Below are 20651 nucleotides of genomic sequence, written 5' to 3' on the forward strand. Positions count from 1 at the left end.
TGCTTTGCTACCAAGAAGATATGAGCTTTTAGCTGATGCACAAACCCATCACGCAATCACATCTCATGTGCGCAGGCTCACGGAAGCTTGGCTTCCTGATACCCCATAATAGGGTCATCCACCGCAATCATGTCCTTGCTCCAGCTCCACTCCACGCGCTCGCAGTCTTCACTATAGATGCCGCGCAGGATCTCTTTGCCACCATTGGCAAGATCAAAAACCACTTGCTCTACAATCGGCACCAAGACCGAGGTGCCAGGCGAGCCCGCGTAATAGACCAGCCTCGCCACGTTTGGCTTGCCTGCGACGGGTAGATCAAAATGCAGCAACTGCGGCTTGGACGGCGAGTGCATGAACAGAGGCAGTTTTGCAGAGGTGTGCGTTTTGCTCACCGCATATGGTTCGTCATCCTGCCAGATGACCAGCCATTGGTTCTCCGCAATCGACGCATCGGATTCAAACGGTGTGCAATCTGCCCAAACACTTGCAGGAAGGGTCATCGCGGCGATAGTTGCCAGTAATTTCTTTAGCATTCTCAGCCCCGTCTCAATCAAACTTTCAACAACAAACTGAGCGCGATAGCCCACATAGTCAAGCCAACCAAACCGTCCAGAGCCTGCCAGGCCCGTGGGCTGGTGAACAACGGTTGCAACAGTTGCGCGCCAAAGCCGAGGCTGAAGAAAAATGTAAAACTTGCGATGGCCGCGCCAAGACCAAAGGCCCAAGACGGATCATATTGCGCCGAAATCCCGCCCAGCAGGATCACCGTATCCAAATAGACATGCGGATTGGCCCAGGTCAGCAGCAAACAGGTTGTAAAGGCCGCTACCAGGCTGCCTGCTGTGCGCCCCTTATCCTCCAGCTTGCCGCCCCCTGTAAAAGCCGCCTTGAAGTTCATCGCACCATAGACAAACAAGAACGCTGCTCCGGCATAAAGCACCAGGGTCAACACCCATTCATTGGCCGAGATCAGCGCGCCAAACCCCATCACACCCGCTGTAATCAGTATCGCGTCCGACGTGGCGCAGGTCAGACAGATCCAGAACACATGTTGCCGCCGCAGCCCCTGCCGCAGAACAAAGGCATTTTGTGAGCCGATGGCCATGATCAGGCTAAAGCCAAGGGCAAATCCGGCGAATAAACTAGGCGGCATGTCTGGTCCTCTTTTCGTGTTGAGGTTTGACTACACCGCTGCATCAGCGTAATCCAATTAAAGATCATAACCCAGATTAAGTTTTGCTAATGCACTTTCACCCCAATCAGCTAGAGGCCCTGTCACAGGTTCTGCGCCTTGGCAGTTTTGAGGGGGCCGCAGCGGCGCTGTCGGTGACACCTTCGGCCATATCGCAACGGGTCAAGGCACTAGAGGACCAAACCGGCACCACACTGATACGGCGCGGCCCGCCCTGTACCGGGACTGAGGCCGGGGTCCGTATTGCCAAACATGCCGAGGACATTGGCCTGCTTGAGGCGCAACTGACCCGAACCCTGTCGCTGGACACATCGGGCAGCACTGCGCGGCTCAAGGTGGCGGTGAACGCCGACAGTCTGGCCACTTGGTTTGTCGAGGCGATGGCGGCGGTGGACGGCGTCATGTTCGATTTGGTGATCGACGATCAGGACCACAGCGCCAATTGGTTGAAACGCGGCGAGGTTTCAGCGGCGATCACCGCCCATGACCGGCCTGTCACCGGCTGCGATGCCCACACCTTGGGAGCCTTTCAATATGTCGCCTGCGCCAGTCCGGCCTACGTGGCGCGCTACTTCCCAGATGGTGTGACACCAAACACCGCTAGGCAAGCCCCCTGTCTGGTCTTCAATGCCAAGGACGCTCTGCAACGTCGGTGGCTGGATCTCAATGTCGCGCCCAACCTGTCGCCGCCTGCGCATTTTATCCCCTCTACCCATGCCTTTGTGGATGCGGCGCTGGCTGGGATGGGCTGGGGTATGAACCCGCTGCATCTGGTTGCCCCCTTGTTGCAGAGTGGTGAACTGGTGCCGCTGCTACCAAAAACCGAGCTATCCGTGCCGCTCACCTGGCAAGTCAGCCGGGTCATGGCCCCGGCGCTGGCCGAAGTCACCCGTGCGGTACTGGCCTCGGGGCGACGGCAATTGGTGCAGGCTTGATCCACAGCACCAGATCCGCCAAGCTGCGGCATGACCACCCAAACCGTGCGCCCCCTATTTAGCAGCTTCTGTCTGCACCTTGTTCTGCCACGCCTTATGGTGTTGGCGCTATTGGCGGCCCTCGGCTCTTTACTCAAAACCCCGGTCCCGCTGCTCTACACCCTGCTGGCGGCAGATGCTGCGCTATTCATCTGGCAGTTCCTGCGATTTCAGGCCAGCGCTGATGATCATCTGCGCAGCACCGGCAATATGGCCCCGGTTTGGGGCGGCTATCTGGCGGTCCTTGTTGGCGGCTTTGCGTCGCTCTCGCTGTGGTGGGGGGCATTTCTATTTGCCAGCCAGCCTGACAACCCGGAACTGTTCACCGACCGCATGGACCGCGAACACGCCGCCAGCTATGAGCTTTCACTGTCCGAAGACAAACAGATCCTGCACTTCAGCGGTACCATCACCTTTGGCCTGACCAAACGGACACAGGCCTTGCTAGCCACAAATCCCCAATTGGTCGCGGTCAGCTTAGCCGGTGCCGGTGGCCACATCTATGAGGCACGCGGCTTTGCCCAGTTGATCCGCAACACAGGCCTGAACACCATTGCAACCGAGGACTGCAGTTCAGCCTGCACCCTATTGTTCATCGCCGGACAAGACAGACAGCTGGCTGCTGGCGCCCAACTAGGCTTCCACAGCTATGCGCTTGAATTTGGATCAGCCCTGCCAAACCTTGACCTGCAAAAGGAACAGGACAAAGACCGCAGTTTCTTCCGCGGCCAAGGCGTGAGTGAAGCCTTTTTGGCAAAGATGTTTGATGAACCCAGCAATGAACTGTGGCACCCCAGCCGCCAAGAGGCCTTAGAGGCCGGATTGCTAACGCAATAGCTGTCGAGCCGAGCCAAACGCGCCATTTTTCCCAATAAAATATCGTAAATTTTTAGAACCATGCAGATGAATTCTGAAACCTAATCTTTGCACTTGTCTGGCACCTTAACGTCTTGCGAAGACGTGGGGACCCGACACAATGCTAGACGGACTAGAGTACGAAGAGGTCGCTTTGCGGCGGCGCATGCTGTTTCGGCTATTGAAGGGCTTTGATTTCAATAGGCCGGTGTTTCAGGGGGAGTCCATATCAGATCCAGTCGCCCGTGCACTGATCTCGCCCGAGTATCTGAGATTTGACGGTTCCGCCTCGCAGCCCGCATACAGCCCCTAAAGGCAACTCACTTGCGCATAAAAAAGGCCCGCCAATTGGCAGGCCTTAAATCATTTACATGAAGCGGCTTTTACAGCTGCTCCATCACCTCGTCCGAGGCCTCGAAGTTGGTGGTGACACGCTGAATGTCATCGTCATCTTCCAATGCATCCACCAGCTTCATCAGCTTTTCCATCGCAACCAGATCCATCTCGGTGGTGGTGGTTGGCTTCCACACCAGCTTGGTGCTTTCAGATTCGCCCAAAGCTGCTTCCAGCGCGTTTGACACCTCGTTCAGATCGGTGTCTTCGCAATAGATGGTGTGGCCCTCGTCCGAGCTTTCCACATCTTCGGCACCCGCTTCGATAGCGGCTTCAAAAACAGCATCCGCATCGCCCACCGAAGCGCCATAGGTCACTTCGCCCTTGCGGTCGAACATGAAACCAACCGAGCCGGTTTCGCCCAGATTGCCACCGTTCTTAGAGAAGGTGGAACGCACGGTAGATGCGGTGCGGTTGCGATTGTCGGTCATTGCCTCAACGATGACAGCAACGCCGTTCGGGCCATAGCCCTCATAGCGCACTTCTTCGTAATCGTCGCCTTCACCGGCGGCTGATTTCTTGATCGCGCGGTCGATCACATCCTTGGGCACGGATTGCGACTTGGCTTCTTTGACAGCCATACGCAGACGTGGGTTTTTCTCAGGATCCGGGTCGCCCATTTTGGCGGCTACGGTGATTTCTTTCGAGAGTTTCGAGAACAGTTTCGAGCGAACGGCGTCCTGGCGACCTTTACGGTGCTGGATGTTTGCCCATTTTGAGTGGCCTGCCATGGTCCATCCCTATGCTGATTACATGTTTGGCGCACATATAGCCCCGACAGGGCATGGCTTTCAAGCACTGCTGGGCGATCCGTGCTTGTTCCAGCCCCTCCAGCGTCTAAAGTGCCCCTATGACATTAGATCAAACCATATTATTTTCGCTCTTCGCCACCGTATTTGCTCTGCTGGTCTGGGGGCGGTATCGCTATGATCTTGTGGCCTTTGCTGCGCTGATGGCTGGCGTGGTGCTGGGCGTGGTGCCAACCAAAGATGCCTTTTCGGGCTTTGGCCACCCGGCCACTCTGGTGGTGGCACTGGTGCTGATTGTCTCGGCTGGCTTGGTCCGGTCCGGCGCCGTGTTCCTGATCACCCGCACACTTGTGGATGCCTCGCGCGGGCTGGGCAGCCACATCGCACTGATGGGTGGGATCGGCGCGGTGTTGTCGGCGTTTATGAACAACGTTGCTGCGCTGGCCCTGCTGATGCCGGTGGACATCCAAACCGCCCGCAAGGCGGGCCGCTCACCGGGGCTTAGCCTGATGCCGCTGTCATTTGCCACCATCCTGGGCGGCATGGTGACGCTGATCGGCACGCCTCCCAATATCATCATCGCCGCCATCCGTGCCGAAAATTTTGGTGAGCCGTTTCACATGTTCGATTTTGCCCCGGTGGGCGGTATCGCTGCGATTGCTGGGCTAGCCTTTGTTGCGCTGGTTGGCTGGCGTTTGATCCCGTCCCGCGATGACGCAGGATCTGCCGAGGCGCAACTGGCGCAGTACATTGCCGAGCTGACAGTGCCAGACGGCTCGACCCTGATCGGTCAACGGCTGGGAGAGCTGGACGATGAAGCCGAGAAGGCGGATGTGGCCATTCTTGGCCTGATCCGTGAGGGGCGGCGGCGGTATGGCCGGGCCGCAGGCTCTCACCTGCTGGCCGGAGACGCGCTGGTTCTTGAAGCAACCCCCGAAGCACTAGACGAGTTCCGCACCGCGCTGTCGCTGGATTTTTCCGATCAAGCCCGGCAGGAAAAGCTAACCGCTGAAGGAGAAGGCCTGGAAATTGTCGAGGTTGTGGTGCCAGAAACCGCCCGCATTACCGGGCGCACAGCCCAATCCATGGGGCTGGCCTGGCGGCAAAGCACGGTGCTGATGGGCCTGTCGCGCCAAGGTCGCCAGATCACCCACCACATCCGCCAGACCGAGATTGAGGCAGGTGATATCCTGCTGCTGCTCTGCCCCCGCAACCAAGCGACAGATGTCACCGAATGGCTGGGTTGCCTGCCCTTGGCCCAACGTGGCCTCGCTGTTACCGCCAATGACAAGACTTGGCTGGCCATTGCCATGTTTGCTGCCGCCGTATTGGCGGCCTCGGTTGGACTGCTGTATCTGCCTGTGGCGTTGGGTCTGGTGGTGATAGGCTATGTGCTGACCAAAATCCTGCCGGTGGCCGAGATCTATGATCACATTGAGTGGCCGGTGGTGGTTTTGCTGGGGTCCATGATCCCACTGGGCGCCGCGCTGGAAAGTTCTGGTGGTACTGCGCTAATTGCCGATGCCCTGATCGGGCTGACCCAGGGCCTGCCCGCCTGGGCCATTTTGACGGTACTGATGGTGGTGACCATGTCCCTGTCAGATGTGCTGAACAACACCGCCACCACAATTGTGGCAGCACCGGTCGGTATCCAGATGGCCAATACGTTGCAGGTCTCGGCCGATCCGTTTCTGATGGCAGTGGCAGTTGCGGCCTCGGCGGCCTTCCTCACCCCCATCGGGCACAAGAACAACACCCTGATCCTGGGGCCCGGCGGCTATCAGTTTGGTGACTACTGGCGGATTGGCCTGCCCCTAGAGGTTTTGATTGTGGCAGTCAGCATCCCAGCGATCCTGGTGTTTTGGCCAATGTAGCCACGGTTGCCGCGACGACACCTCGCGAAACGATTGCCCCAACGCCATGCCCAGCTCTAGGCTGGCTGAAACCGGATCAGAGGGGCACGAAATGGGCGACAGCGCAGATGTGATTATCATAGGCAGCGGGTTAGCCGGTCTGGCGGCCGCCGCTGAATTGGGCGACCGGGGCAAACGGGTGATCCTGCTGGACCAGGAGCCCACGCATTTTCTAGGTGGCCAAGCCCATTGGAGCCTGGGTGGATTGTTCATGGTCGACACCCCCGAGCAACGCCGCATGGGCATCCGCGACAGCCTTGATCTGGCCCGGCGCGACTGGATGGGCAGCGCGCAATTTGACCGGCCCGAAGACCACTACCCCCGCAAATGGGCCGAGGCTTATCTGCAATTTGCGGCCGGAGACATGCGCCCCTGGCTGCATGACATGGGATTTCGCTGGTTCCCAGTGGTGGGCTGGGCCGAACGTGGCGGCAGTAGTGCCGAGGGTCACGGCAACTCGGTGCCGCGTTTCCATATCACCTGGGGCACCGGCCCCGGTGTGGTTTCTCCCTTTGCCAACCGGGTCCGCGCATATATCGAGGCAGGGTTAATCGAACTACGCAGCCGTCATCGTGCCAGTCGCATTCTGATGCAGAATGGAGCAGCCACCGGAGTAGCTGGGAAAGTTCTTGCGGATGACAATGCGGTTCAGGGTGCCAAGACCAACCGAGACATCATTGGAGAGTTCGAAGCCCATGCGCCCTCGGTCATTGTGGCCTCGGGCGGGATTGGTGGCAATCTGGAGCGGGTGCGCAAGAACTGGCCGCGCGACCGTTTGGGTGACCCGCCCAAGGATATGGTGTCAGGTGTCCCGTTCCACGTCGATGGCCGCATGATCCCCATCGCGGAAGACGCCGGCGGCCATGTCATCAATGGCGATCGCATGTGGCATTACTGCGAAGGCCTGCGTAACTGGGATCCGATCTGGCCCAACCACGGCATTCGCATTCTGCCCGGTCCGTCATCCATGTGGTTCGATGCCAAGGGCGACCGCCTGCCCGCCCCTTGCCTGCCGGGCTTTGATACGCTGGCGACGCTTAAAGAGATCCTGAAAACTGGACATGGCTACAGCTGGTTTGTGCTAAGCCAAAAGATCATCGAAAAGGAATTCGCCCTGTCCGGATCCGAGCAAAACCCGGACCTGACCTCGGGCAAATGGCTAGAGGTGATCCGCTCGCGCCTGCTGTCGCGTGGGCGGGCACCGGGCCCGGTCGAGGCCTTCAAAGAGCATGGTGCCGATTTTGTGGTGGCGAATAACCTGAGCGAACTGGTGGCGGGCATGAATCAGATTGCCGAGGTCCCATTGGACGAGCCCCACCTGCGCCAACAGATTGAGGCGCGGGATAGCCAAGTCGACAATCCCTTTGCCAAAGACGCCCAGATCATCGCCATTCACGCTGCGCGCAATTACCGCGGCGACCGGCTGATCCGCACCGCCAAGCCACACCGCATTCTTGATCCACGAAACGGCCCACTAATCGCGGTACGCCTGAACATCCTGACCCGCAAAACACTAGGCGGTTTGCAGACCAATCTGGATAGCCAGATAGTTGGTGAAGATGGCGCAGTGGTGCCTGGTCTGTTTGCGGTTGGCGAAGCCGCCGGGTTTGGCGGCGGTGGTTATCATGGATACAACGCGCTCGAGGGCTCGTTTCTGGGCGGGTGCATATTCTCGGGGCGCAACGCTGGGCGCTCAGTTGAGATTGCTTAGACAAAGTAACCGCCCAGCCTGTTGGCGGGCGGTTAATCCATGTAGCAACAACTGCGGCTTGTGCGGGGCCTAGGCTTTCAGCGTCAGCCCTATCAAAACAGTTCCGTCTTCAGCCAGCAATTTCAGCACCGGTCCCTGTCGCTCAATCGTTTTGACCAATGGCAAGGTCGCCAGGAAATCTTGTTCCTGCTGATCCAACCCCGGCACACAGGCCATCATTGTGCCAGCCATCTTGTCCGGGAAGCTGATCTTGTTGCCGTCCAGCTCGGCTTGTCCCATGAACCGGTTACATCCGCCCGAAGCAGAAAACTGTCCATTTTCTGAGAAAGAAAACCCAGGATCACGCCCCAGCTCAACGGCAGTGCCGTTTAGTTCGAACAGGGTCCAGCTGGTATTGTCCAGTTTCATGTCAGCACTCTCAGGTGCCAATGCAGAGATCGGTCTGACAATCATATCTGCGGTATCATCGGCACCCCGGGTCAGCACCGGATAGTTGGTGTCGGTAATATAGAGGAGTTCTCCATCCAGCGTGATCCGAGCCGACACAGCATAGCTGTGATTTTCAACGATATCACCGTCGTCAAAGCTGAGCGAATAGTCAGTCGGCACACCCGACAGGTCATAGGTCTGAGATGCGAGCAATCTGGAGGGTACATCAGCTAGAGACACGTCGCGCAACTCAACCACAAGATCGGCCCCCGGCGGAACCGCAATGCGCTGCAAATAGGTAACGCTGCCGTCCACTGTTCCAGCCTTAGCCATTGAAACCCCTGCAATTGCCGTGGACGCCGCAAGCACCAGGGTCATGAAACCGGTTTTGAAATCCATTGTCTGTGCCTCGTAACAAACTCAATCCCCAGACATCTAAGGATTGAATTAGAGATTACATCAGGCGCCGGATTTGATCGGCATAAATACGCCGCGTGACCGCGCTAGTTCAGTGGCCAGAACACCGGGATCAGGGCTGATGCCAGCAATCCAACACTCAGGTTCAATGGGATGCCAACCCTCATGAAGTCAGTAAAGCGATAGCCGCCTGGACCATAGACCATCATATTGGTCTGATAGCTGATCGGAGTGGCAAAGGTGGCACTGGCCGCCACCATCACGGCAATTACCAGCGGCCGTGGATCAACCCCCATCGATAACGCCAGACCAATCGCTACCGGTGTCAGCACCACCGCCACCGCGTGGTTGATCAGCTCGGACAAGACTGAGGTCAGCAGGTAAACCGCCCAGACAATAAAGAACGGCGGCAAATCTCCAATCAGCGGTGCCAAAGCATGCACAATCAATTCAATTGCACCCGAGGTTTCAAGCGCCGTGGCCACCGCCAGCATGGCAAAGATCAACGCCAACAGACGTCCATCAATGAATGAGAACGCCTCTTCACTGTCGATACAACGGGTTAGGAAAACGGTCGCCATCGCCAGCACCGCCAACAACAGGATTGGCGCAACACCAAGTGCAGCCAAGATCACAATGCCCGCAATCGCGGCAATGGCGATGGGCGCATGGCTGCGGCGATAAGCACGTTCCGACGGCTTGGTGACATCAACCATGTCCATATCAGCCGCCAGCCGTTGAATATCGCTTTCGGCTCCCTCCAGCAGCAGGGTGTCGCCAACCCGCACCACCAGATCATCTAGCTGTTGACCAATATTTTGGTTACGCCGATGTACCGCCAAGACATACACGCCATAACGACGACGCAGACGCAGTGCGCCCAGCGACCGGCCCACCATGCGGCATCCCGGAGTAATCAGCACCTCAACGGTCGATGTCTCCACGGCGGAAACCTGATCAACCCGCTTCAATTCCTTGTTGCGCTGCAGGCTCAGCAATTCGGTCATTTTTGTTCGTAAAACAACCCGATCGCCAACCTGCAATTCAACGCCCTCAAGATTGCGCCGCAGCGAGGCATCACCGCGGATCACATCAACAAGGCGCACGCCAGCGCGTTTGAACAGCTGCACCCCAGTCACCTCGCGGCCAATCAGGTTGCTTTCGGGCGGGATCACCGCCTCGGTAAAAAACTTCATCGAGTGCTTGCCAGACAACATCGTTGCCATGCTGGAACGATCCGGCAGCAGGCGTGGCGCAACATAGCGCAGATAGATCGCGCCCCAGATCACCAGGATGATCGCCAGTGGTGTGATCTCAAAAATGGTAAAAGGTCGCAGACCTTGCGCCCGTGCCACACCATCCACCAGCAGGTTGGTCGAGGTGCCAATCAGGGTCAGTGTCCCGCCCAAGATAGCCGCATAGCTTAGCGGGATCAGCATCTTACTGGCCGAGATGTTCAGTTTTCGCGATAGCTGCACAAACACCGGGATCATCACCACAACAACTGGCGTGTTATTCACAAAAGCCGAGGCAATCACCACAAACAGCATCAGTGCGCCAATGGCAACCGCCGGCCTTGCGTCAGCCTGGGCTTCGGCCAATTGGGTAAACCATTGCAAGGCTCCGGTGCGCACCAGCGCGCCCATCACAATGAACATCGCCACAATGGTCCAGGGGGCCGGGTTCGACAACACATGCAGGGCATCGTCATAGGGCAACAGGCCCAATGCCAGCATCGTCGCAGCACCGCCAATCGCAACCACTTCGGCCGGATAGGACTCGCGCATGAACAGGATGAACATAACAACAACAACGACAAGGGTCGCAACCGCGCTGCCGGTGTCCGAAAAACTCAATAAATTCATGCCACCGTCCGTCATCTTCATTGCACTTTATCCTGACCCGCTTTGCCAATTGGTGCAAGCGCCCAGACAGCGGGAACGCTGTGGTTTATGGTGCTGCTGCCTGCAGCAACCCGCCCGCCCGAATCATGCGGATCTCTTTCGCAGCACCGGTGCGATCATCGGTATTCACAAATACGCCCGACAGGGTCGCCTCGCCATTGGCCGGGGTAAATCGGCTTTTGGGCATACCGGTGATAAACCGGCGCATCGGTTCGGCCTTTTCCATACCAATCACCGAATTGTAATCGCCACACATACCCGCATCGGTCAGATAGCCAGTGCCACCCTCCAGAATCTGCGCATCGCCGGTGGGCACATGGGTGTGGGTTCCCACCACCAGAGACGCCTTACCATTACAGAAATGGCCCATCGCCATTTTCTCGGATGTGGCTTCGCAGTGCATGTCAACAATCACCGCCTGCGCCAGCCCGCCACGCGGATGCGCCTTAAGCACGGTTTCAACGGCCGAAAACGGATCATCAAAGGCGCGCTTCATAAACACCTGCCCCAGTGCCTGCAGCACCAGAACCTTGCGCCCACCCGGTGCGTTGAACAAACGATACCCCTTGCCCGGCGCACCCTTGGCATAGTTCAAGGGGCGGATGATGCGCGGTTCTTTCTCGATGAACTGCAGCATGTCCTTTTGGTCAAACGCATGGTCGCCCAGGGTCAGACAATCCACCCCAGCCTCCAGCAGGGCCTTGGCGTGATCACCACTTAGCCCCATGCCATTGCTGGCATTTTCACCATTTACCACAACAAAATCCAACCGCCATTCGTCACGCAAACGCGGCAGGTTCTCGGTGATGGCCTTACGCCCAGCGCGGCCCATCACATCGCCTAGAAACAGAATTCTCATATCTCAGTCCTTAGGCCACTGTAGGAGGCTAGGACAACCCCCTACTGCAAACCGTTCGTCACATTGGGGTCAAGGGTCGCATAGCGACCGCGCGCAAGCGCGGCTCGCCCTTGAGGCCAAAGTGACGGACAGAACACTCGACATGGCTCCTGTGGGGCAAACTTGCTCCTCAGAGCCTCTCAGCAACTCTTCCCTTCGCCGTGCGTCAGCACGGCGCCACGCCCAACGGGCGGCAGACCTGCCTCGGCAGGTCAACGACGGGCGGGAGCGCACGCTCAGCGCTCAAACTGCAACACCCGGCTTTCCGTAATCAGCATATCCAGCGGCTGATCCGTCTCCTCCAATGGCAGATCTTCCGCTTCTTGCGCATCAAAGGCAAACCCAATGGCCAGCGTCGAACGCTTGGCGCGCAGGCCTTCTAGCGTACGATCATAAAAACCGCCGCCATAGCCCAACCGCCCACCTCGGGCGTCAAAGGCCACCAGCGGCACAATCAGGATCTCCGGTTCAAAGAAATCATCCACTTGCGGTACCTGGGCCCCGAAGGGTCCATCGCGCAGCGGTGCCTCCGGCAGCCAGCGGCTGAACTTCAGCGGCAGCCCCGCGCTTTGGATCACTGGCACACCAACCCTGCCATGCGCCGTCGCCTCGGCCATGGCGGGCAGCGGGTCAATCTCGGTTCGGATCGGCATATAGCCCGACAGCGGCACACCGCGATAGCCGGCCAGCACCTCGGACAGATGCCCCGCAACGCCCGGTTTGTGCATCGCGTACGCCTCTTTACGGCGGGCAAACCCCTCTTTGCGGGCCTGCGCCTTTATTGCAGTCAGATCAATCTCACTCATAGCAACACCTTTGACGCCAACCCAAGGAAAATGAAAAAGCCCATGACATCGGTTGTGGTGGTCACAAAAGTGCCCGAAGCCAGCGCCGGGTCAATCCCCAGCTTGTCTAGTGTCACCGGCACCACCGTACCAGCAAAGCCCGCGATAATCATGTTGAACACTAAGGCGGTGCCGATCACCGCACCCAACATGGGTGAACTGAACCAGAGCATGCCAACCAAACCCAGCACCACCGCAAAACACAACCCATTCAGCATCCCCACCATCAGCTCTCGCCGGATCACCCGCCAGACGTTTGCCCCGGTCAAATCCTTAGTCGCCAGGGCCCGCACAGCCACGGTCAGCGACTGGGTGCCTGCATTGCCACCCATCGAGGCGACAATGGGCATCAGAATGGCCAGCGACACCAGCTCGGCAATGGTGGCCTCAAACTGAGAAATCACCAGCGAGGCACAGATTGCGGTGAACAGGTTCACCCCCAACCACGGCAGACGTTTCTTCGAGGTCTCTGCTACACTGTCCGACAGGGCACTTTCCCCAACCCCTGCCAGACGCAGAATATCCTCTTCGTGTTCTTCATCCAACACCACCATGGCATCATCAATGGTAATGACCCCAACCAACCGGTCATCGCCGTCCACAACAGGGGCGGAGATCAGATGGTACTGGTTGAACGCATAGGCCACCTCTTCTTCGTCCTGGTCGGCAGGGATTACCTCAAACACCTCTTCCTGCAGATCAACCAAAGGCACCTCGCGGCGCGCGCCCATCAGTTTACCCAGGGTGACATTGCCAATCGGCTTCATCCGTGGATCAACCAAGATGACGTGATAGAACTGCTCGGGCAAGTCATCAGACTCGCGCAGGAAATCGATGGTCTGACCCACATTCCAGTGCTCGGGCGCCATCACCACCTCGCGCTGCATCAATCGCCCAGCGGAACTTTCCGGATAAGCCAGCGACTGTTCGACCGCGACCCGGTCAGCGTCTTCCAGCACCTCAAGAATGGCTTCCTGCTGCGGCTCTTCCAGGTCTTCAACCAGATCGACCACATCATCGGTTTCCAAATCCCGCACCGCTTCGGCCAAAACTTGCGGGTTGAGGATGGGGATCACATCTTCACGAACGGATTCTTCCAGCTCGGTCAGGATCTCGCCATCGAACTCGCGCCCATACAGATGGATCAGCCGTTCCCGGTCGTTTGAGTTGATCTGCTCCAACAGGTCAGCGATGTCGGCCGCATGCAAAGGCTCCATCAGCTTGGTCAGCTGATCCTTATCTTCCACGTCGACAGCATAAAGGATCGCCGCAACCGCACTGCGGTCCAGCTCATATCCATCGTCGCGGGTCAGATCACCGCTCCTTTGGTCGCTACCTGGGTTCATGGGCTGCCTCCGCTTGATTGTTCGCAAACTAGAAGAAGCTGCTACCGGAAAACAATGACAATGGTTGAATTTACCGAAACTGTTGTGGCCGCTATCCTGTGTCATGCAGTTTGGCAACAAAAGGACGCGCGCCATGACCACAGAAATCATCCTCAAAGGGCAAATACTCTCCTTTGGCCGCTCGCCTTTTGGTGAAGGCGATCCACAGGATGCGGCCCAAGTGTCCGAGGCTGTGGCGATCTGTGACGGCAAAGTCGCTGGCACTGGAACACTTGAAGAGATGCGCGCCCTGCAACCCACGTCCCAAGTGGTGGATCACGGCGACAAGTTGATTACCGCTGGCTTTGTCGACGCCCATGTCCACTATCCGCAGACCGCAATGATCGCCAGCTGGGGCAAGCGGCTGATTGACTGGCTCAACTCCTATACCTTCCCCGAGGAAATGCAGTTTGGGGATCGCGCCTATGCGGATGAGATCGCCAACCGCTATCTGGATCTGACCATCGCCAATGGCACCACCTCTGTGTGCAGCTACTGCACCATCCACCCCGAAAGCGTCGACGCCTTTTTCACCGCTGCCCAATCTCGTGGCCAGCGCGTGGTGGCCGGTAAAACCTGCATGGACCGCAACGCGCCCGAGGGCCTGCGTGATACCGCACAATCGGGATATGACGACAGCAAGCGCCTGCTAGAGAAATGGCATGGGGTGGACCGCCTGTCTTACGCCATCACCCCGCGCTTCTCGCCGACCTCGACCCCAGAACAGCTTCAGGCGATGGGCGCGCTTTGGGCCGAAAACCCTGACTGTCTGATGCAGACCCACCTCAGCGAGCAGACGGATGAGATCGTATGGGTGAAATCCCTGTTCCCACAGGCGCGCGACTATCTGGATACCTACGAGGAATTTGGCTTGCTTGGCGCGCGCGGCCTCTATGGTCATGCGATCTATCTGGAAGAGCGTGAACGGGATCGGCTGCGCGAACACGGGTCCTCGCTGATCCATTGCCCCACCTCAAACACCTTTATCGGCTCTGGCCTGTTCGACATGGCGGGCCTGATGGCTGAGGGTCATCGCATTGGTCTGGCCACCGACACCGGTGGTGGTTCGTCCTTTTCGATGCTGCGCACCATGGCGGCGGCTTACGAGGTTGGCCAGCTGCGCGGCACGCCTCTGCATGCGGCGCAACTGATCTGGCTGGCGACCCAAGGCTCCGCTGCTTCACTACGCATGGACGATAAGATCGGTAACATCGCACCGGGCATGGAGGCTGATCTGGTAGTGCTGGATCTGGCCTCCACCCCGGCCATTGCCCAGCGGTCAACCCGCGCCAAGGATCTGTGGGAGGCCCTGTTCCCAACCATCATGATGGGCGACGACCGCGCCATTTCCGAGGTCTGGATTGGTGGTAACAAAGCCGCGTAACACGCCTGCCGAAGTCGTTTTGACAAGAAAATCAAACGCGTCATCCGCTGGATGGCGCGTTTTACGTGCCGGTTAGCAACCCGGTCGCGCCAGTACCATCACCCAGATGTCCCCTGCCGTCTTTACCAGCGCAAATTCACTGACATGCCGGTTGAGCAAGTTCTTACGATGGCCGCGGGATTTGTACCAAGCTTTCATAACCTCACGCTGGCTGTCGATACCTGCTGCGATATTCTCGGCATAGGCGCACCAGTTATAGCCGCTGCGCGCCAGTCGGGTCGGCACGTCAGACCCATCGCTGCCCGTATGCGAGACAAACCCGTTTCGGGCCATATCTTCGGCGTGTCGAAGTGCAGTCTTTTCCAGCGCACGCGAATAGCGCAGCGAGGCTAGATTGCGGTCTTCCCGCAAGTTATTAAGGCTGCTGAGCGCCGCAGAACGGTCCACACTTGCCGCAGACAAAGGCAAACCCGTGAGGATCAGAGAGAGTGCCAGACTACAAAACAGCTTCATATAACGATCCCTTGGTTTTCTGCCCTATGCGCCAAGGTGATCATTGCGACCACGGCCAGAGCAACCGGGCCAATGTAGCAAATTTGCCCCGATTTCTCATCTGTAAAGCCGATACAATTTGAAGCTTTTGGCAAATCCTATCCAGATCGCATGACGCAAACCAAGGCCTAGCAGCCGGGTTTGGCCAGCACCATAACCCAGATATCTCCCGCCACCCGCACCAGCGCAAACTCGCTGACTTTTCGGTTCAGCAGGTTCTTGCGGTGCCCCCGAGACTGGTTCCAGCCGTTCATCACCTCGTTCAGGTTTCGCTGTCCCCAGGCAATATTCTCGGCAGCCGCGCACCAGCCATAACCGCCTTCGTTCAACCGGGAGCCGATGGTCGAGCCATCACTGCCGGTATGTGAACGAAAATCATTGCGCAGCATGTCATTTGCATGGCGTTGGGCCACTTTTTCAAGCTGCGGAGAATAGGTGAGCGCCGACAATCTCTTGTCGGCGCGCAACGCATTAAGGCTGTTGATTGCAGCAGTGCGGTCAAAGGCAGAGGCACCCGAAAGGGGCAGTGCCCAGATTATTGTTCCAAGCACCAGGGCCTTCAACTGCATCATGTATCAGTTCTCCATCAGACGCCGCGCCAACGCTGCATGGCGATGCAGCAATTGCGGTAGCTCCAACGTAGTGATTTCACCACTTCGCACAATCTGGCGCCCTTCAACGAACAAATGTTTCACCTGAGTAGGACCGGAAAGCAACAACGCCGCCGGGTCCCAGCTGCCACTCGAAGCCACCCCAGTGGTATCCCAAACCGCGATATCTGCCCGTTTGCCAGCGGCCAATCGTCCACAGTCCGGACGGCCCAGAATATCCGCCCCGCCCCGAGTGGCAATTTCCAACGCCTCATAGCCGCTCATCGCGTCAGCCCCGTTGGCCACACGTTGCAGCAACATGGTCTGGCGCGCTTCGGATATCAGGTTGGCGGAGTCATTGCTGGCTGATCCATCAACCCCCAGCCCCACCGGCACCCCAGCGTCGCGCATCTGCCGCACTGGGGCGATGCCACTGCCAAGTCGGCAATTGGAACAGGGACAATGGGACACACCAGTTCGGGTGCGGGCAAACAGGTCAATCTCGGTGACATCCAGCTTCACACAGTGCGCGTGCCAGACATCATCACCGGTCCATCCCAGCTCTTCGGCATATTGGCCGGGGCGGCAACCAAACTGCGCTTCCGAATAGGCGATGTCCTCGTCATTCTCAGCCAGATGGGTGTGCAGCATCACACCCTTGTCCCGCGCCAGTAGCGCCGCATCGCGCATCAAGTCGCGGCTGACCGAGAACGGCGAACAGGGCGCTAGGCCAACCCGGCACATCGAGCCTTCACTTGGATCATGGAACGCATCCACCACCCGGATCATATCGTTCAGAATGTATTCCTCCCGCTCCACCAGCGCATCCGGTGGCAGGCCTCCTTCACTCTCGCCAATGCTCATGGCGCCGCGTGTCGGTTGAAAGCGCAATCCAACACTAGCTGCCGCGTGAATGGTATCTTCCAGCCTCGATCCGTTGGGATACAGATACAGGTGATCCGAGCTCAGCGTGCAGCCTGACAATGCAAGCTCAACCAGCCCCAACTGGGCCGAGACAAACATCTCGTCCGGGCCAAAACGGCCCCAAATCGGATACAGCCGCTGCAACCAGCCAAATAGCAGTGCGTCTTGCGCCCCTGGCACTGCGCGGGTCAGGTTCTGATACAGATGGTGGTGGGTGTTGACCAAGCCGGGCGTGACCACACAGCCCGCCCCCGAGACCACCTCGCCCGTGGCTTGCAGCCCTTGCCCGACTTGGGCAACAACCCCGTCACGGATCAACAAGTCAGCACCGTGCAACACCCGACCATCATCATCCATGGTCAGAATTGTATCGGCGTTTTGAATAAGGATTTCTGGCATAGGCCCCTCACACTTCATTTAGGCCCGCTTCGGTACGAAGTGTGATTATGGCCGACAGAAGGGGCAAAGGACTCGGCGCCATTTCAAAATAGCGCAGAGCCTTGATCCGCTCAAGCGTCTTTCAAAAGATCGAGTGCCGCGGCATGTATCTGCGCATTGGCCGCTGCCAGCGCCCGTCCACCGTCATGTGCCGGGCCGCCTTGCCAATCGGTAACAATGCCACCCGCCGCCTGGATCACCGCAATTGGTCCTTGGATATCATAGGCGTTCAACCCGGCTTCGATCACCAGATCCACCTGCCCGGCAGCCAGCAAGGCATAGGCATAACAGTCCATACCATAGCGGGTCAGCTTGACCTGCTTGGAAACCCGCTCAAACCCAGCGCGATCCGAAGGCGTGCCAACTTCGGGGAATGTCGTAAACAACACTGCCTGACCCAAGTCCGCCGTTGTACGCGTTTTCAATGCACAACGCCCCAGTGGACCCGTCATTTCAGCAACATCTTCACTGCCAACAAACCGCTCACCGGTATAAGGCTGATCAACGATGCCCAGAAACGGGCCGTTGTCATCAGACAGCGCAATCAATACGCCCCAGGTTGGGGTGCCACTGATAAAACCACGGGTGCCGTCGATTGGGTCCAAAACCCAAGTGCGCCCCGATACCCCTGACGATTGGCCAAATTCTTCGCCCCAAATGCCATCATCTGGGCGGTGTTCTGCCAAAACGCTTCGCATCGCCTGCTCAGCGGCGCGGTCAGCGATTGTTACGGGGTCAAATCCATCCGCCAGTTTGTTCTCGGCACTCAGGTCGGAACGGCGGAAATGGGGCAGGATTGCACTACGGGCGGCATCCGCCAGCTTGTGGGCAATCTCAAGATCAGTAAACGCGGTTAAGGTCATCCCCATCGGTTGCCACTCAACCGCGCTTATTGCAAGCCCTAAGGCAGGTCGCGTATCAGGCGACGTCACTCAGCACGCGTGCCAGTTCAAACAGGCGACGGCGCTGGTTTTCCGGAATTGCGTAGTAAGACCGAACCAGATCGAGTGCTTCTTTGTCACCCATCAGATCAGCTGGAACCGCCGAAGCCTCAGCGCTGTCCTTGTCTTCGCCATCCAGGCCTTCAAAGAAGAAACTCACCGGAACTGTTAACGAGTCGGCGATATCCCACAACCGAGAAGCGCTGACACGGTTCGCACCGGTCTCATATTTCTGAATTTGCTGGAACTTGATGCCAACCTGCTCGGCGAGCTGCTGCTGCGTCATGCCAGTCAACCAACGGCGGTGTCTTATCCGCTTTCCCACATGCACGTCCACGGGATGAGCCATGCTTCTCTCCTTATAATAATCAATGGGTCTTGTGTTCGGGAGACCAAATCGAAACAAAAACCGGTCTATTCTAAACCGTTCTGTCTCTGCTTCATCCCCATCCAATCAACCGAACCCAACCACTGTTCTTAACTCTACGCTCTTCGAGGTTGAATTCAAGCCCAAGACCACCCGGTTTCCGGTGCCAATATTCCAAATAACTGATTTGAACAGTCTTTTTTTTCACGTTTCTGGCGAGATTCGGCGCATTCGCTCCTCCCCAAAAATAGCGAGGGCAGAATTAGCGTGATTCTCATTTGACAGGAAACGCTAAATTCCCCCTAACTAAGAAAAAATATGGATTTATAATATGCTTGCCTATCATATGCCTGCCTCAGGTTCTCCAGCCCAGCTTGCTAAAATTAATTGCAGTGACCCGCAGAAGGGGCAAATTCAGATAAAGATACTCGCCTGTGGATTGAACTTTGCAGATCTACTAATGCAAAATATGACCTACCAAGACACACCGCCCCTTCCCTTTACGCTCGGAATGGAACCGGCCGGGGTGGTCACCGCTCTGGGCGAGCAGGTTTCGACCTTCGCTGTTGGTGATCGTGTCGCTGTTTTTGGCGGCCAAGGTGGCCTGGCTGAGTTCGGCTGTTTTGACGTCGCCCGCGTGATGAAAATCCCCGATCACATGAGTTTTGAGCATGCCGCCGCCTTTCAGATTACCTACGGCACCGCCCACTTGGCACTGGATCACTGCGCCAGGCTGCAACCCGGCGAGACCCTCTTGGTCACCGGCGCCGCTGGCGGTGTGGGTCTTACGGCGGTTGAAATTGGCAAGTTGATGGGGGCACGGGTCATTGCCCAGGCCCGCGGCCCGGAAAAACTCGAGGTCGCGCAGGCTGCCGGGGCGGATCATCTGGTGGACGCCAGCGAAGATCTCCGCGAGACGGTCAAGGCGCTAGGTGGGGCGGATGTGGTCTATGACGTGATTGGTGGGGACGTCTGGAAATCCGCCTTTCGCGCCACCAATCCCGGCGGCCGGTTGCTGCCCATTGGATTTGCCGGTGGCGAAGTCCCCAAAATCCCGGCCAATCATCTGTTGGTTAAAAACCTGTCGGTGATCGGCTTCTATCTGGGCGGCTATCTGAAGTCCCACCCCGCCGTGGTGCACAAATCTATGAGCACCTTACTCGATTGGTATACTCAGGGCCGGATCACCCCTCACATCAGTCATTCCCTGCCATTGGAACAGGTAGAACAGGGCATGGAGCTGCTGCGCAGCCGCAAATCGACTGGCAAGGTGGTGATTACGATGGGGGGATAGTGGGTTTGGTTTAGTGTTGGCGAGCGGGGCTGTATTGCGCTCATGCTCATCAACCTCCAAAACTGGCCAATGTCTGCTTGGCGCCCAAAGTCACCCACGCTGCGCCGTAGCTAGTGTCCATTCTAACTGGTTGAACTTTGAGGTGAGGGATACCACCCTTGCTCTTTGTACGCCCCAAAAAAACTATGTGAGATTTCCAAGTGGCCCTATTTCGACTTACCGAAACCGAAGAACGCAGGTCGATGAACAGTCTTTTTGGCTACATTCATTCCAAAGCGGTAGAAAGCTCGGGTACGTTAAACCATCATTTCGACTCGACGTGGGAACATGCATGCCAATTTCTTTTGCATTTCGATCCGCAAGGCAAGACAGAGTTGGGCTACAGCCCAACAGTGACGTGTTCTCAAGCCCAGCATGCGATAGATGTAATGAGTTTGACCTCGCTTCCTTCCATCGAAGTCTTCTTGGATGTGGCACTTAGTATGAACAACCATTT

At 57.6% G+C, this 20651-nt stretch carries 20 protein-coding genes; 7 read left to right on the forward strand and 13 right to left on the reverse strand.

Translation table 11 applies throughout. From position 1 onward, the window contains the following. Positions 1-77: 77 nt before the first annotated feature. Both AC2T28_RS10185 and AC2T28_RS10190 read right to left on the reverse strand, forming a co-directional pair. On the reverse strand, positions 78-533 hold the full coding sequence (locus tag AC2T28_RS10185; protein WP_486748862.1) for a hypothetical protein: 456 nt from the start codon (positions 531-533) through the stop codon (positions 78-80). A gap of 17 nt (positions 534-550) precedes the next feature. Then, a complete protein-coding gene (locus tag AC2T28_RS10190; RefSeq protein WP_486748863.1) occupies positions 551-1153 on the reverse strand; it encodes a LysE/ArgO family amino acid transporter in 603 nt (200 codons plus the stop codon). A gap of 89 nt (positions 1154-1242) precedes the next feature. Between AC2T28_RS10190 and AC2T28_RS10195 the strand changes: the two genes are divergently transcribed. The 3 genes from AC2T28_RS10195 to AC2T28_RS10205 all read left to right on the forward strand — a co-directional run bounded on the left by AC2T28_RS10195 (position 1243) and on the right by AC2T28_RS10205 (position 3334). Further along, positions 1243-2127, forward strand: coding sequence for a LysR family transcriptional regulator ArgP (locus tag AC2T28_RS10195; protein ID WP_486748864.1), 885 nt, complete (start codon positions 1243-1245; stop codon positions 2125-2127). A gap of 30 nt (positions 2128-2157) precedes the next feature. Then, on the forward strand, positions 2158-3003 hold the full coding sequence (locus AC2T28_RS10200) for a COG3904 family protein (RefSeq protein ID WP_486748865.1): 846 nt from the start codon (positions 2158-2160) through the stop codon (positions 3001-3003). A gap of 139 nt (positions 3004-3142) precedes the next feature. Continuing rightward, on the forward strand, positions 3143-3334 hold the full coding sequence (locus AC2T28_RS10205; RefSeq protein WP_486748866.1) for a peptidyl-tRNA hydrolase: 192 nt from the start codon (positions 3143-3145) through the stop codon (positions 3332-3334). 70 nt (positions 3335-3404) lie between these two features. On the opposite strand, the gene AC2T28_RS10210 is transcribed toward AC2T28_RS10205, so the two are convergent. Next, positions 3405-4145 (reverse strand): YebC/PmpR family DNA-binding transcriptional regulator, encoded by a 741-nt coding sequence (locus tag AC2T28_RS10210; protein ID WP_486748867.1) that lies wholly within the window; start codon positions 4143-4145, stop codon positions 3405-3407. Between the two features lie 119 nt (positions 4146-4264). Between AC2T28_RS10210 and AC2T28_RS10215 the strand changes: the two genes are divergently transcribed. Together AC2T28_RS10215 and AC2T28_RS10220 are read left to right on the forward strand one after the other, a co-directional pair. After that, positions 4265-6037 carry an SLC13 family permease gene (locus AC2T28_RS10215; protein ID WP_486748868.1) on the forward strand — a complete coding sequence of 591 codons (1773 nt, stop codon included), beginning with the start codon at positions 4265-4267 and terminating at the stop codon, positions 6035-6037. Between the two features lie 46 nt (positions 6038-6083). Next, positions 6084-7787, forward strand: coding sequence for an FAD-binding dehydrogenase (locus AC2T28_RS10220; RefSeq protein WP_486748869.1), 1704 nt, complete (start codon positions 6084-6086; stop codon positions 7785-7787). Between the two features lie 69 nt (positions 7788-7856). Here the strand turns inward: AC2T28_RS10220 and AC2T28_RS10225 are convergent, their stop codons facing one another. From AC2T28_RS10225 to mgtE, 5 genes are all read right to left on the reverse strand, one after another. Continuing rightward, a complete protein-coding gene (locus tag AC2T28_RS10225; protein WP_486748870.1) occupies positions 7857-8615 on the reverse strand; it encodes a YbaY family lipoprotein in 759 nt (252 codons plus the stop codon). 104 nt (positions 8616-8719) lie between these two features. After that, a complete protein-coding gene (locus tag AC2T28_RS10230; protein WP_486748969.1) occupies positions 8720-10498 on the reverse strand; it encodes an SLC13 family permease in 1779 nt (592 codons plus the stop codon). Between the two features lie 85 nt (positions 10499-10583). Next, positions 10584-11396: a TIGR00282 family metallophosphoesterase gene (locus AC2T28_RS10235; RefSeq protein WP_486748871.1), complete on the reverse strand. Its 813-nt coding sequence runs from the start codon at positions 11394-11396 to the stop codon at positions 10584-10586. A 275-nt stretch (positions 11397-11671) separates the two neighbouring features. Further along, the gene (locus AC2T28_RS10240) at positions 11672-12241 is read right to left on the reverse strand and encodes a 5-formyltetrahydrofolate cyclo-ligase (protein ID WP_486748872.1); all 570 of its coding nucleotides are present in this window, start codon (positions 12239-12241) and stop codon (positions 11672-11674) included. After that, on the reverse strand, positions 12238-13626 hold the full coding sequence (gene mgtE / locus AC2T28_RS10245; protein ID WP_486748873.1) for a magnesium transporter: 1389 nt from the start codon (positions 13624-13626) through the stop codon (positions 12238-12240). The genes AC2T28_RS10240 and mgtE overlap by 4 nt, the downstream gene beginning before the upstream one ends. 133 nt (positions 13627-13759) lie before the next feature. On the opposite strand from mgtE, the gene guaD reads away from it, so the two are divergent. Further along, positions 13760-15049 (forward strand): guanine deaminase, encoded by a 1290-nt coding sequence (gene guaD / locus AC2T28_RS10250; protein ID WP_486748874.1) that lies wholly within the window; start codon positions 13760-13762, stop codon positions 15047-15049. A gap of 72 nt (positions 15050-15121) precedes the next feature. Here guaD and AC2T28_RS10255 read toward each other — a convergent pair whose 3' ends face one another. From AC2T28_RS10255 to AC2T28_RS10275, 5 genes are all read right to left on the reverse strand, one after another. Beyond that, positions 15122-15562 carry a CAP domain-containing protein gene (locus tag AC2T28_RS10255; protein WP_486748875.1) on the reverse strand — a complete coding sequence of 147 codons (441 nt, stop codon included), beginning with the start codon at positions 15560-15562 and terminating at the stop codon, positions 15122-15124. 167 nt (positions 15563-15729) lie between these two features. Next, on the reverse strand, positions 15730-16173 hold the full coding sequence (locus AC2T28_RS10260) for a CAP domain-containing protein (protein WP_486748876.1): 444 nt from the start codon (positions 16171-16173) through the stop codon (positions 15730-15732). 3 nt (positions 16174-16176) lie between these two features. Then, positions 16177-17514, reverse strand: coding sequence for an 8-oxoguanine deaminase (locus AC2T28_RS10265; RefSeq protein WP_486748877.1), 1338 nt, complete (start codon positions 17512-17514; stop codon positions 16177-16179). Between the two features lie 110 nt (positions 17515-17624). Continuing rightward, positions 17625-18416: a histidinol-phosphatase gene (gene hisN / locus AC2T28_RS10270; protein ID WP_486748878.1), complete on the reverse strand. Its 792-nt coding sequence runs from the start codon at positions 18414-18416 to the stop codon at positions 17625-17627. A gap of 55 nt (positions 18417-18471) precedes the next feature. Beyond that, positions 18472-18843: a helix-turn-helix domain-containing protein gene (locus AC2T28_RS10275; RefSeq protein WP_486748879.1), complete on the reverse strand. Its 372-nt coding sequence runs from the start codon at positions 18841-18843 to the stop codon at positions 18472-18474. A gap of 364 nt (positions 18844-19207) precedes the next feature. Here AC2T28_RS10275 and AC2T28_RS10280 point away from each other — a divergent pair, with 364 nt between their 5' ends. Beyond that, on the forward strand, positions 19208-20155 hold the full coding sequence (locus AC2T28_RS10280) for an NADPH:quinone oxidoreductase family protein (protein WP_486748970.1): 948 nt from the start codon (positions 19208-19210) through the stop codon (positions 20153-20155). Positions 20156-20651 lie beyond the last annotated feature (496 nt).

The organism is Parasedimentitalea nitratireducens (assembly GCF_057444295.1).

Coding starts and splice junctions, on each gene's coding strand:
- AC2T28_RS10200 (WP_486748865.1), top strand. CDS start 2,158: ATGACCACCCAAACCGTGCGCCCCCTATTTAGCAGCTTCTGTCTGCAC.
- AC2T28_RS10255 (WP_486748875.1), bottom strand. CDS start 15,562: ATGAAGCTGTTTTGTAGTCTGGCACTCTCTCTGATCCTCACGGGTTTG.
- AC2T28_RS10235 (WP_486748871.1), bottom strand. CDS start 11,396: ATGAGAATTCTGTTTCTAGGCGATGTGATGGGCCGCGCTGGGCGTAAG.
- AC2T28_RS10265 (WP_486748877.1), bottom strand. CDS start 17,514: ATGCCAGAAATCCTTATTCAAAACGCCGATACAATTCTGACCATGGAT.
- AC2T28_RS10240 (WP_486748872.1), bottom strand. CDS start 12,241: ATGAGTGAGATTGATCTGACTGCAATAAAGGCGCAGGCCCGCAAAGAG.
- AC2T28_RS10195 (WP_486748864.1), top strand. CDS start 1,243: ATGCACTTTCACCCCAATCAGCTAGAGGCCCTGTCACAGGTTCTGCGC.
- AC2T28_RS10225 (WP_486748870.1), bottom strand. CDS start 8,615: ATGGATTTCAAAACCGGTTTCATGACCCTGGTGCTTGCGGCGTCCACG.
- AC2T28_RS10185 (WP_486748862.1), bottom strand. CDS start 533: ATGCTAAAGAAATTACTGGCAACTATCGCCGCGATGACCCTTCCTGCA.
- AC2T28_RS10215 (WP_486748868.1), top strand. CDS start 4,265: ATGACATTAGATCAAACCATATTATTTTCGCTCTTCGCCACCGTATTT.
- AC2T28_RS10260 (WP_486748876.1), bottom strand. CDS start 16,173: ATGATGCAGTTGAAGGCCCTGGTGCTTGGAACAATAATCTGGGCACTG.
- AC2T28_RS10275 (WP_486748879.1), bottom strand. CDS start 18,843: ATGGCTCATCCCGTGGACGTGCATGTGGGAAAGCGGATAAGACACCGC.
- AC2T28_RS10230 (WP_486748969.1), bottom strand. CDS start 10,498: ATGAATTTATTGAGTTTTTCGGACACCGGCAGCGCGGTTGCGACCCTT.
- hisN (WP_486748878.1), bottom strand. CDS start 18,416: ATGACCTTAACCGCGTTTACTGATCTTGAGATTGCCCACAAGCTGGCG.
- AC2T28_RS10190 (WP_486748863.1), bottom strand. CDS start 1,153: ATGCCGCCTAGTTTATTCGCCGGATTTGCCCTTGGCTTTAGCCTGATC.
- guaD (WP_486748874.1), top strand. CDS start 13,760: ATGACCACAGAAATCATCCTCAAAGGGCAAATACTCTCCTTTGGCCGC.
- AC2T28_RS10205 (WP_486748866.1), top strand. CDS start 3,143: ATGCTAGACGGACTAGAGTACGAAGAGGTCGCTTTGCGGCGGCGCATG.
- AC2T28_RS10280 (WP_486748970.1), top strand. CDS start 19,208: ATGCCTGCCTCAGGTTCTCCAGCCCAGCTTGCTAAAATTAATTGCAGT.
- AC2T28_RS10210 (WP_486748867.1), bottom strand. CDS start 4,145: ATGGCAGGCCACTCAAAATGGGCAAACATCCAGCACCGTAAAGGTCGC.
- mgtE (WP_486748873.1), bottom strand. CDS start 13,626: ATGAACCCAGGTAGCGACCAAAGGAGCGGTGATCTGACCCGCGACGAT.
- AC2T28_RS10220 (WP_486748869.1), top strand. CDS start 6,084: ATGCCCAGCTCTAGGCTGGCTGAAACCGGATCAGAGGGGCACGAAATG.